The following is a 10,729-nucleotide window of genomic DNA, read 5'->3' as shown; positions in this document are numbered from 1 at the left end:
CGAGCGGCGCGCCAAGCGCGTCCAGCCCCTGCAAGCCGAGCGAAACCGGAGCGGCGACCAGTCCGCAGAGCAGAGCGCTGATGACGAAGCGCCGGCCGCACCGCCGGTGTACGGCGAGCCAGGCGAGCGAGAAGGCGCCGCCGACGCCGAGAAAGAGGCCGGCATAGAGAAGGAGCTTGCCGATCCAGATCGCCGTGCGCAGCGACCAGTCGACGGCTTCGCCCGTCTCTGGCGTCGCACTTGGCGCGCCGACGGAAAACAGCGCCGAGCCGCCGACGGGATGGCCGTCCTCCGAGATCACCCGCCAGCTCAGCACATGCGTGCCGGATTTGAGCGTCTCGGGATTGTCGACCTCGACGGTCCGGTAGTTGAGGCGAAAGGAGGTCAGCGCAAGCCGCGTGCCATCCGGCCGCACCAGGGTGAGGACCAGCGGCGAGACCGGCTCGCTGAAGGTCAGCGAAAAATGCGCCGGACTCCGCACCAACACCGTGCCATCGGCCGGATCGGTCGCGACCAGCGCTGCGTGCGCAAGTGCGCGGCATGGCAGCACCAGCAGCGTCATCAGCACGAGAGCCGCGACCAGGCCGCTGCTGACTGGCCCGATGCGGATGCCGCTCGGGCGGGTTGGGAAAGTTGCTGCGTTCATGCGGTCTTTCGAGAAGCGATGGCGCGCCCGAATGGGACGCGCCATCAAGAGATCATTTCTTCGGCAGCAATTTGATGCCGGGCGCCGGATTTTCCAGCGCTTCCTCATCCTGTCCCGCCGCCGGAATCTCGATCCAACGATCCGCGGCGTCGCCGCATTCCTGCACCGCCGGGAAATGGAGCATCTGGCCCGCGGGCAGATCGGCCGCCAGCGAAGCGCGGAAGACGAACTCGTCATAGAAGTCGTCGGGCAGGTTGCCGCCGCTCCAGTCGATTTCCTTGACGCCGGTGGTCAGTGTCTCGCCATAGAGCTGATAGGACTTCTCGTACCTGCCTTTCTTGATCTGCAGCGTCCAGCCGGGCTTCGGCATCGGCTTGACCGAAATGACGCCTTCCGGGATTTGCACGCGAACCGCGGTCGTCGCCTTGCCTTCGCAGCCATGCGGCACGCGTAGAACAGCTTTGTAGGTCGAACCGACGGCCGCTTCCTGGGTTTCGAGCGTGATGTGCGCGAGCGCGGCATTGGTTCCGAGCGCGAAAAGCGCGCCGGCCGCCAAAAGATGTTTTTTCATGAATGTCCCTCTGAATTCGAATGGCGCGGATAACGGATCACTCGACGTGATCGTCCATCTCCGTCTCGCCCATGCCTTCGACAGCGAACTCGACGGTGACGCTGCCGGCCTTCTCGAAGGTTAGCGTCGCCGGGAACTTTTCGCCTTGTTTGGGCTGCCGCTTGAGGCCGATGAACATCACGTGAAAGCCGCCGGGCTTGAGCGCGATCTTTCCACCGGCGGGGATCTCGAGCCCGCCATTGATCGGCCGCATGGTCATGACGCCGTCCTTGACGCCCATTTCATGCACCCCGGCCGTGTCCGAAATATCGGAGGAAATCGACAGCAGCCGGTCCGGCGCGCTGCCCTTGTTGGTGACGGTGAAATAGCCGCCGGCCACCTTGGCGCCCGGAGGCGTGGCGCGCGACCACGGGTGCCCGATCTCGAGGTCACCGGCCTTGAATTCATGTGCCAGGGCGCCGCGAACGCAGGCCAACAGGATAAGGAGGACGAACGCGGCAAGGCCGAGCTGTTCGAAACCGCGCGGACGAGCTTGCGCACGCGCTACAGGAAGAAGATTGGACATGGTTGCTCCATGGGTATGAGATCGCGCCGTCATGCGGTCGCGAGCAGTCTGATCTTGGATGAATGCGCCCGCGAAAGGTTTCGCGGGTTTTCGTCAGACCGTTGCCGGTGGCGCTCGCGGATTGGCGGGAGAGCGGTCGCGGGCGAAATCGAGATGCCGGAAAGCCGGGGGCGGGAAAGCAACTGCTTCGAAGGCCGAGATCCGGGCAAGCGCGCCGCTGTCCGGCGGCGGCAGATGCGCGGGCGAAACCATGCTGCAGCCGAGCGAGCAGCAGGCCGGCATGTGCTGCTGGTGCGGATCGCCGCCCGGAAGCTTGACCGCCCCGTCATGGGTGCAGATGACGTTGCCGAAGGCATCGAGCTGTGAAGGTGCGCCGAAGGCGAAGGCGCCAAGCGCCGACTGGAGCAACAGCAGCAGCGCCGCGACCAACGCGGCCGGCATCCTCCATCGTCTCAGCCGGATATTCAACGGACTGCCTCTTTCCAGCAACTCGGCTGACCCTAGCATGGGGCCGGAAGCCGCAAAATCGGCAAAACCAGGCTGCGGCAACGCGGCGCGATGCGTCTCATCAGGCGGGCTGTAGCTGGCGCCCTTCCGGAATCGAGCTCAGCAGCGTCTGGCGCGCCGACTTCAGATGTTTCCGGCAGGCGGCGTCCACCTTGCCCGGATCGCGCGATTTCAACGCCGCGATATAGGCCAGATGCTCCTGGACCGCGACCTCGTTGCGCTCGCGCTCCTGCGCCTTGTTCCACTGATAGTGATAGTGGAAGATCATCGCGATCACATCGTAGAAATCGACGATGAAGCGGTTGTGCGAGGCGCGGTGGATCAGCCGGTGGAAGCGCTCGTCGAGCTCGGAGAATTCGTTAAAGCGCGTGGCGATCTCGCTGGCCAGTTGACGATGTTCGACCTCCAGCCGGTCGAGATCGGCCCAGACCGCGCTATCCTCCGGCAGTGCGACGAAGGCGGCGGCCGAGCGCAGCTCGAACATTTCCCGGATCTCGGTCAGTTCCAGCGCAAAGGCCCGTGTGAAGCCTTTCAGCACCCAATGGCTGTTGCGCCGCTTCTCGATCAGCCCGAAGCGCGAGAAGCGGATCAGGAATTCCCGCACGCTGGTGGTGCCGACGCCGATCTCGCGCGCCAGCTCCAGTTCGTTGATCTGCATGCCCGCTTCGGCGCCCTCGGCAAGCAGCCGGCGCATGAAGGAGCGCTCGATGATCTCGGCCAGCGAATCGGTCTCTTCCTCGGGAAAGAAATCGTCCGGCCGCGGCGATCTCAGCACCGTCTTGTTGCGTTTGTTCCAGGCGATCAGCCCGGTCTCCTCCATGCGCGAAAGGATGCTGCGCACCGTGGTGCGGCTGACGCCGAGCAGCGTGCCGAGCTCGGGCTCCGACGGCAGGCTCTTGGTTTCGTCGAGCAGCCGCAGTCCGCGGTTGAAGGCGTCCTTGTAGACGTTGTTGCTCTTCGACATGCCCCGTATCCCCCAACGCTTGCGGCGGCCGGCCGGAAGCGCGATATGATCGGTGTTCCTAGCGCAAGCCTCCGAAATGCGGAATCGAATTTCGCCGGCCCTGCCAAACGGGCAACCATGCACCCAAGGGCGCACGCCGCCCCGCGATGAAAAAACAATTGACGCAAAAATGTTTTTTCACGATAAAAGACATTATCCTCAAACGGGCGTATGTCAATCCGCCCGCACTCCCAGGTTTACCCAGGACAGCCGCTCGTGAACGCCGCAAATACCATCCTTCTTTCCCCCGCCGACAATGTCGCAGTCGCCAATGGCCGCATCGAGATCGGCACGGCGTTGCCCGGAGGCGCGCTGGCGGCGGCTGCGATCGAACCCGGGCACAAAGTGGCGATCAAGCCGATCGCGGCGGGCGAAGCGGTGGTGAAGTACGCGCAGGCGATCGGCCGCGCCACTCAAGCCATCGCGCCGGGCGAGCACGTCCACTCGCACAATCTGGTCTTCGAGAGCGGGCGCCTGCCGGTCGTGCCGCCGAGCGAGGCCGAGCATGCCACCGAGGCCGACCGCAAGCGCACCTTCATGGGTTACCGACGCGCCGACGGTCGCGCGGGAACGCGCAACTTCATCGGCATCATCGCCAGCGTCAATTGCTCATCCACCGTCTGCCATGCGATCGCCGACGAGGCCAACCGCACGCTTTTGCCGAAATATCCCGGCATCGACGGTTTCGTGCCGATCGTCCATGGCCAGGGCTGCGGAATGAGCGCCACCGGCGACGGCATGATGGTTCTGCACCGCACGCTCGCAGGCTATGCGCGCCATCCGAATTTCGGCGGCGTGTTGATGGTGGGGCTCGGCTGCGAGGTCAACCAGCTCACCCTCTACGGCCAGAAAGGCGTCGCTGCCGGAAAGCGGCATTTCAACATCCAAGAGGCCGGCGGCTCGCGCAAATCGGTCGAGAAGGCGATGGGCGTGCTGGCCGAGATCGCCGAGGAAGTCGGCCAGTTGCAGCGCGAGCCGATACCGGTCAGCGAGATCGTCGTCGGCCTGCAGTGCGGCGGCTCGGACGGCATGTCCGGCATCACCGCCAACCCGGCGCTGGGCGCAGCGGTCGATATCCTCGCCGGCTGCGGCGGCATCGGGATCCTGTCGGAAACCACCGAGATCTACGGCGCCGAACATCTGCTAGCCTACCGCGCCGCCTCGCCCGAGATCGCCGCCAAGCTCGACAGCTATGTGAAGTGGTGGGAGGACCATACCGCCAAGCATGGCGCTTCGATCGACAACAACCCCTCGCCCGGCAACAAGCGCGGCGGCCTGACCACCATCCTTGAGAAGTCGCTGGGCGCCGTCGCCAAGGGCGGCCAGACGCCGCTCAACGGCGTCTTCGGCTATGCCGAGAAGGTCAGCGGGCACGGCCTGGTGTTCATGGATACGCCCGGCTACGACCCGGTCTCGGCCACCGGCCAGGTCGCCGGCGGCGCCAACGTCATCGTTTTCACCACCGGCCGCGGCTCCTGCTTCGGCTGCCGGCCGACGCCGTCGATCAAGGTCGCCACCAACTCGACCATGTACCACCAGATGGAAGAGGACATGGACGTCAATTGCGGCGTCATAGCCTCAGGCGAGAAGACCATCGCCGGCATGGGCCGCGAGATCTTCGAGCTGATCATCGAGACGGCCTCCGGCCGCAAGACCAAGAGCGAAGCGTTCGGCTACGGCGACAACGAGTTCGTGCCCTGGCATCTCGGGGCGACGCTCTAAGTCCTGTCAAAATAACGCCGGTCGAACGGCAAAGGGGTAGGCTTTGATGAACAAACGCCGGATCGGCGCGACCGCGCTCGAAGTGACCGAGATCAGTTTCGGCGGTGCGGCCATCGGCGGGCTCTATCGCGCCTGTCCGCGCGAGCCCGCGATGGAAACGCTGCAGACCGCCTGGGACGGCGGCCTGCGCTATTTCGACACCGCGCCCTTCTACGGCTTCGGCCTGTCGGAGCGCCGGACCGGCGATTTCCTGCGTGAGAAGCCGCGCTCCTCCTATGTGCTTTCGACCAAGGTCGGGCGCCTGTTCCGGCCGGTGCCGGAGGATCAGGTTCCCGATCACTCCTATGTCGACCCGCTGCCCTTCGCGCTCGACTACGACTATTCCTACGACGGCATCATGCGCTCGGTGGATTTTTCCTACGCGCGGCTCGGCCTCAACAAGATCGATATATTGTTCGTCCACGACATCGGCACCTATACGCATGGCGTCGAGGCGACGAAAATCCATTTCCGCCAGCTGATGGAAGGCGGGCTGAAGGCGCTGGAAGAGCTGAAGTCGTCCGGCACGATCTCGGCCTACGGCCTCGGCGTCAACGAAGTCCAGATCTGCCTCGACGTGCTCCGCCGCGCGCCGCTCGACTGCATCCTGCTCGCCAGCCGTTACACGCTGCTCGACCGCAGCGCGGAGGCGGAGTTGCTGCCGCTCTGCCGCGAGCGCAAGACCTCGCTGATTATCGGCGGCGTCTTCAACTCAGGCATATTGGCGACGGGCCCGGTGCACGGCGCGCATTTCGATTACCTGCCGGCGAGCAGGGATATTCTCGACCGGGTCGGCGCGATGGAAAAGATCGCCGCGGAAGGTGGCTACCCGCTGGCCGCTGCTGCGTTCCAGTTCCCTCTGCACGAGCCTGTCGTTGCCTCGGTGCTGATCGGCACAGCCAAGCCCGCCAATCTGACGCGCAATCTCGAACTGCTCGACATCAAGGTGCCGGCGGCTGAATTCGCCAAATATGATCCTCACACGATCGTCCAGCAGCTCGGCTGAGATGCCGGCGGTCGCGCTTGCCGGCCGCGTGCCCGGCCTTGCTTCAAAATCGTGCGATTCCCGAAAAAGAATGAATATTCCAATTGACGGATTTATGGAATTTTCATTCCATATTGGAAAGGAGGAACGGAAGCATCTGAGTGCCGCCGGAGAGGAGCCGGCAGAGCGGATCCCGCCCCCGCCATCATTACGCAAACGACACCAAACACCGCTTGCATCGGCCGGGGCGATGCACTATCAAAAGGCGGCAAATGTTTTTTATTGATAAAGTTCTGTTTGGCTCGCGCCTATCCAGATGGAGCTTCCGAACCTTCACCGGGCGACCTTTAGGGAGGAACCTAATGAAATTCGTGACCAGCCTTCTCAACCGCCGCGCCTTCGTGGCTCTCGCCGCCGCCTCGATGCTCGCCGGCGCGATGCATTCGGCACCCGCCTCGGCGGCCGACGTAACCATCCCGATCATCGTCAAGGACACCACCTCCTTCTACTGGCAGATCGTGCTGGCCGGCGCCCGCAAGGCCGGCAAGGACCTCGGCGTCAACGTGCCGGAACTCGGCGCCCAGGCCGAGACCGACGTCAACGGCCAGATCTCGATCCTCGAGAACGCGGTCGCCGGCAATCCGGCCGCAGTTGTGATCGCGCCGACCGAAGCCAAGGCGCTCGGCAAGCCGATCGACGAAGCGGCGAGCAAGGTCAAGGTCATCGGCATCGACTCCAGCGCCGAATCCAAGGCGTTCACTTCCTTCCTGACCACCGACAACGTCCAGGGCGGCCGCGTCGCGGCTGACGGTTTGGCGGCTGCGATCGGCGCCGCCAATGGCGGCAAGGTCGAAGGCAAGGTTGCGCTGATCACCGCGTTGCCGGGCGCCGGTTCGCTCGAACAGCGCGCCCAGGGCTTCAAGGAACAGCTAAAGGCGAAATATCCGAGCCTCGAGCTCGTCGCCGACAAATATGCCGACGGCCAGGCCACCACGGGCCTCAACATCGCGACCGACCTGATCACCGCCAATCCGGACCTCAAGGGCATCTTCGCCTCCAACCTGATCATGGCGCAGGGCGTCGGCCAGGCGATCGCTGAGAACAGCCTTGCCGGCAAGGTAGCGCTGATCGGCTTCGACAGCGACGAGAAGCTGATCAAGTTCTTGAACGACGGCGTCATCTCCGGCCTCGTCGTCCAGGATCCGTACCGGATGGGCTACGACGGCGTGAAGACCGCGCTCGCCGCCTCGAAGGGCGAGAAGGTCGAGGCCAATGTCGACACCGGCGCCAACCTCGTCACCAAGGACAACATGAAGGATCCGAAGATCGACGCGCTGCTCAACCCGAAGCTCAACTGAGCGGCATCGCGCCAATCGTTTCCGGGGCCGCGACGCCCCGGAAACATCCGCCGCGGAAAGGCTTGGAAATTCGCCGGCTTGCTACGGAGCAATTCCAGAAAAAGTGCGAAGCCGTGTTCCGTCCGGAATTGCGCGAGTACAAACTCCTAAAGCGGGTCGGCGTTTCATTAGAAGCTGAACCGCTTTAGGCTTCGCCTTCAAGATGCACGCCAGACGCATCGCCGCGTACCCAACGGTTGAGATCAATCTGGGAGGACTGTCATGACGTCGACGGCGCAGGAACTGCACCCCGCACCCACGCTGGAGCCCGGCAGGACGATCCTGGAACTCAATGGGCTCGAAAAGCGCTATCCCGGCACGCATGCGCTGAAACCGGTGAACCTTGCCTTCAAGGCAGCCGAGATCCACGCCATCGTCGGCGAGAACGGCGCCGGCAAATCGACGCTCATCAAGTTGCTCACCGGCGTCATGCCGCGCACCTCCGGCGAGGTCATCTGGGAAGGCAAGCCCGAGGCGCTCGCCACGCCCCACGAGGCGATGGCGCTCGGCATCAATGCCGTCCACCAGGAGGTCGTGCTGTGCCGCCACCTCACCGTCGCCGCCAACATGTTCCTCGGCGAGGAGAATTCCCGCTTCGGCCTGTTGCAGCAGCGCGCGATGGTGAAAGAGGCGCAGAAGATCATCGACGGCCTCGGCTTCGACCTGCCGGCGCATGTCATGCTCGGCGACCTCACCATCGGCCAGCAGCAGCTGATCGCCGCCGCCCGCGCCACCGTGCGCGGCACAAAATTCCTGATCTTCGACGAGCCGACCGCCTATCTCACCCGCAAGGAAGCCGACCAGCTCTTCAAGCTGATCCGCCGGCTGAAGGGCGAAGGCGTCACTATCATCTATATCAGCCATCGCATGGAGGAAGTGTTCGAGCTCGCAGACCGCGTCTCAGTGCTGCGCGACGGCACCCTTGTCGGCACCCGCAACATCGCCGAGACCAGCGAGCCGGAATTGGTCAAGCTGATGATCAACCGCTCGATCGAACAGATCTACCACAAGGAGCATTTCACGCCGGGAACGACGATCGTCGAGACAAGGAACCTTTCCGGCAGGGGTTTCGAAAACGTCTCGGTGACCGTCCGCGCCGGCGAGATCGTCGGCCTCTACGGCCTGATCGGCGCCGGCCGCAGCGAGTTCGTCACCACGCTCTATGGCCGCCACAGGAAGTCGGCCGGCCAGATCCTGTGGCAAGGCAAGGAGGTGCAGGTCAACTCCGAGCACGATGCGATCCGGCTCGGCATGGCGCTGGCGCCGGAAAGCCGCCGTGACCAGGGCCTTTGCCTCAACCTGCCGGTCGGCATGAACCTCAACCTGCCGATCTACAAGCGCATCTCGAACAATCTTCTGATCTCCAATGCGAAGGAGAAGGCCGAGGCCGACCGCCAGATCGCCGACCTGCGCATTAAGACGCCGACGCGCAATGCGCTCGCCTCCAGCCTCTCGGGCGGCAACCAGCAGAAGATCGTCATCGGCAAGTGGCTGGCGCACGGCGCCAAGCTGTTCATCTTCGACGAGCCGACGGTCGGCGTCGATGTCGGCACCAAGGCCGAGATCTATCGCCTGTTCTCGACGCTTCTGTCCAAGGGCGCCGGCATCATCCTGATCTCGTCCTATCTGCCCGAGGTCTATGAGCTGGCCGACACGCTGCACGTGTTCCGGCGCGGCAAGCTGGTCGCCACGCATGGTTTCCGCACCGCAAGCCACGAGGACATTTTGGGTCAGGCACTGGCCGAGAAACAAGAAAAATCGGGAGGACAAAAATGACCACCGAGGCGATCGCCGCCGAAAAACCCAAGCGCAATTTCAATGCCCTGTTCGGGCTGACGCTGCTTGGCCTGTTGCTGCTGATGTGGGTCGTGCTGGCTGTCGCCACGCCTTCCTTCGCCACGGCGCTCAACATCACCAACCTTTTGCGCCAGGGTTCGCTGATCGCCATCCTCGCGGTCGGCCAGACCTTCGTCATCATCACCGGCGGCATCGACCTCTCGGTTGGCGCCGTCGTCGGCTTCACCACCGTCATTGTTGCGCTGTTGATCAATGCCGGCTGGCCGATCTGGGCGGCCGTGCTGATCACCTTGCTGGCCGGCGTCGCCATCGGCCTGTTCCATGGCTTCGGCATCGTCAAGATGGGTCTGCCGCCCTTCATCATCACGCTGGCCACCATGACCTCGCTGCGCGGCATCGGCTTGCTGATGACCAACGGCAACTCGATCTCGATCAACAGCGATCCGTTCCAGGCCTTCTCGCGCGGCTCGCTGCTCGGCATCCCCTATCTCTTCTGGATGGTGATTCTGGTCGCCATACCGTCCTATGTCTTCCTGCATCACACGCGCTGGGGCCGCTATCTGTTCTCGGTCGGCTCCAATGCGGAGGCCGCGCGCCTGTCGGGCGTCAACGTCCCGCGCACCATCTTCATGGCCTATATCCTGTCCGGCCTGCTCGCCGCTTTCGTCGGCGTGCTGCTCGCATCGCGCATCGGCATCGGCAACCCGACGCAGGGCGACACCTATGAACTGCAGGCCATCGCCTCGTCGGTAATCGGCGGCACCTCGCTGTTCGGCGCCATAGGCTCGGTGCACGGCCCGCTGATCGGCTCCTTCATCCTTTCGACGATCAACAACGGCGCCAACCTGCTCAACGTCAACACCTTCTGGCAGCGCGTCATCACCGGCCTGCTGATCATCGTCATCGTTTATTTCGACGGCCTGCGCCGTCGCGGCAAGTGAACCATCTTTGAAACATGAGCGCCGGCCCGGCTCAGCCACCGGCCGGCGGTCTAGCAAATACTGGATTTGCGCATGAAAGCCGTCGTCTGCCGCTCGCCCGGCGATCTTGTTCTCGAGCACCGCCCGGCGCCGGGGACGCCGCCTGCCGGCTGGGCGCGGGTGGCGGTCAGCCATGTCGGCATCTGCGGCACCGACTACCACATCTTCGAAGGCAAGCACCCTTTCCTCGCCTATCCGCGCATCATGGGCCATGAGGTCTCGGGCACGGTCGTGGAGAGAGGTGAAGGCGTCGTCCTCGCCGTCGGCGAACCTGTGATCATCAATCCCTATCTCGCCTGCGGCAAGTGCATCGCCTGCCGGCACGGCAAGCCGAATTGCTGCGTCAGCATCGAGGTGCTGGGCGTGCATCGCGACGGCGCCATGTGCGACGAGGTCCTGGTGCCGGCGCAAAACCTTTACCCGGCAAACGGCCTCTCGCTGGCCGATGCGGCGGCGGTCGAATTCCTGGCGATCGGCGCGCACGCCGTGCGGCGGTCGCTTGGCGCGCCCGGCCAGC

Annotated in this window: 12 protein-coding genes; 7 read left to right on the top strand and 5 right to left on the bottom strand. The window is 64.1% G+C overall.

What is annotated here, in order from left to right; translation table 11 throughout:
* The 5 genes from DH10_RS33635 to DH10_RS33615 form a co-directional block, all read right to left on the bottom strand.
* A partial coding sequence (locus tag DH10_RS33635) for a copper resistance CopC family protein (protein WP_192385820.1) occupies nucleotides 1–646 on the bottom strand: 646 nt, incomplete at its 3' end.
* A gap of 52 nt (nucleotides 647–698) precedes the next feature.
* Nucleotides 699–1,217 (bottom strand): YcnI family copper-binding membrane protein, encoded by a 519-nt coding sequence (locus DH10_RS33630; protein ID WP_192253116.1) that lies wholly within the window; start codon nucleotides 1,215–1,217, stop codon nucleotides 699–701.
* Between the two features lie 37 nt (nucleotides 1,218–1,254).
* Nucleotides 1,255–1,782, bottom strand: coding sequence for a copper chaperone PCu(A)C (locus DH10_RS33625; RefSeq protein WP_192253120.1), 528 nt, complete (start codon nucleotides 1,780–1,782; stop codon nucleotides 1,255–1,257).
* Between the two features lie 93 nt (nucleotides 1,783–1,875).
* Nucleotides 1,876–2,223 carry a DUF2946 family protein gene (locus DH10_RS33620; protein WP_192253123.1) on the bottom strand — a complete coding sequence of 116 codons (348 nt, stop codon included), beginning with the start codon at nucleotides 2,221–2,223 and terminating at the stop codon, nucleotides 1,876–1,878.
* Nucleotides 2,224–2,350: 127 nt separating this feature from the next.
* A complete protein-coding gene (locus tag DH10_RS33615; protein ID WP_192253127.1) occupies nucleotides 2,351–3,253 on the bottom strand; it encodes a GntR family transcriptional regulator in 903 nt (300 codons plus the stop codon).
* A gap of 255 nt (nucleotides 3,254–3,508) precedes the next feature.
* On the opposite strand from DH10_RS33615, the gene DH10_RS33610 reads away from it, so the two are divergent.
* From DH10_RS33610 to DH10_RS33580, 7 genes are all read left to right on the top strand, one after another.
* Complete coding sequence (locus DH10_RS33610; protein ID WP_192253130.1) at nucleotides 3,509–5,014, top strand: UxaA family hydrolase; 1,506 nt, start codon at nucleotides 3,509–3,511, stop codon at nucleotides 5,012–5,014.
* Nucleotides 5,015–5,060: 46 nt separating this feature from the next.
* On the top strand, nucleotides 5,061–6,059 hold the full coding sequence (locus DH10_RS33605) for an aldo/keto reductase (protein ID WP_192253133.1): 999 nt from the start codon (nucleotides 5,061–5,063) through the stop codon (nucleotides 6,057–6,059).
* A gap of 1 nt (nucleotide 6,060) precedes the next feature.
* A complete protein-coding gene (locus DH10_RS33600) occupies nucleotides 6,061–6,324 on the top strand; it encodes a hypothetical protein (RefSeq protein WP_192253136.1) in 264 nt (87 codons plus the stop codon).
* Between the two features lie 76 nt (nucleotides 6,325–6,400).
* Nucleotides 6,401–7,396: an ABC transporter substrate-binding protein gene (locus DH10_RS33595; protein ID WP_192253139.1), complete on the top strand. Its 996-nt coding sequence runs from the start codon at nucleotides 6,401–6,403 to the stop codon at nucleotides 7,394–7,396.
* Between the two features lie 261 nt (nucleotides 7,397–7,657).
* Nucleotides 7,658–9,211: a sugar ABC transporter ATP-binding protein gene (locus DH10_RS33590; protein ID WP_192253142.1), complete on the top strand. Its 1,554-nt coding sequence runs from the start codon at nucleotides 7,658–7,660 to the stop codon at nucleotides 9,209–9,211.
* The gene (locus DH10_RS33585; RefSeq protein WP_192253145.1) at nucleotides 9,208–10,173 is read left to right on the top strand and encodes an ABC transporter permease; all 966 of its coding nucleotides are present in this window, start codon (nucleotides 9,208–9,210) and stop codon (nucleotides 10,171–10,173) included. The genes DH10_RS33590 and DH10_RS33585 overlap by 4 nt, the downstream gene beginning before the upstream one ends.
* Before the next feature lie 72 nt (nucleotides 10,174–10,245).
* A partial coding sequence (locus DH10_RS33580; RefSeq protein ID WP_192385819.1) for an alcohol dehydrogenase catalytic domain-containing protein occupies nucleotides 10,246–10,729 on the top strand: 484 nt, incomplete at its 3' end.

Source organism: Mesorhizobium silamurunense (assembly GCF_014843825.1).
Classification (GTDB): domain Bacteria; phylum Pseudomonadota; class Alphaproteobacteria; order Rhizobiales; family Rhizobiaceae; genus Mesorhizobium; species Mesorhizobium silamurunense.
Note: the sequence above shows the minus strand (reverse complement) of the source record. Positions and strands in the feature narration are given on the sequence as shown.

Excerpts from the sequence above, each read along its gene's own strand:
- DH10_RS33595 (WP_192253139.1), top strand. The coding sequence starts at position 6,401 with ATGAAATTCGTGACCAGCCTTCTCAACCGCCGCGCCTTCGTGGCTCTC.
- DH10_RS33600 (WP_192253136.1), top strand. The coding sequence starts at position 6,061 with ATGCCGGCGGTCGCGCTTGCCGGCCGCGTGCCCGGCCTTGCTTCAAAA.
- DH10_RS33590 (WP_192253142.1), top strand. The coding sequence starts at position 7,658 with ATGACGTCGACGGCGCAGGAACTGCACCCCGCACCCACGCTGGAGCCC.
- DH10_RS33625 (WP_192253120.1), bottom strand. The coding sequence starts at position 1,782 with ATGTCCAATCTTCTTCCTGTAGCGCGTGCGCAAGCTCGTCCGCGCGGT.
- DH10_RS33630 (WP_192253116.1), bottom strand. The coding sequence starts at position 1,217 with ATGAAAAAACATCTTTTGGCGGCCGGCGCGCTTTTCGCGCTCGGAACC.
- DH10_RS33585 (WP_192253145.1), top strand. The coding sequence starts at position 9,208 with ATGACCACCGAGGCGATCGCCGCCGAAAAACCCAAGCGCAATTTCAAT.
- DH10_RS33605 (WP_192253133.1), top strand. The coding sequence starts at position 5,061 with ATGAACAAACGCCGGATCGGCGCGACCGCGCTCGAAGTGACCGAGATC.
- DH10_RS33620 (WP_192253123.1), bottom strand. The coding sequence starts at position 2,223 with ATGCCGGCCGCGTTGGTCGCGGCGCTGCTGCTGTTGCTCCAGTCGGCG.
- DH10_RS33615 (WP_192253127.1), bottom strand. The coding sequence starts at position 3,253 with ATGTCGAAGAGCAACAACGTCTACAAGGACGCCTTCAACCGCGGACTG.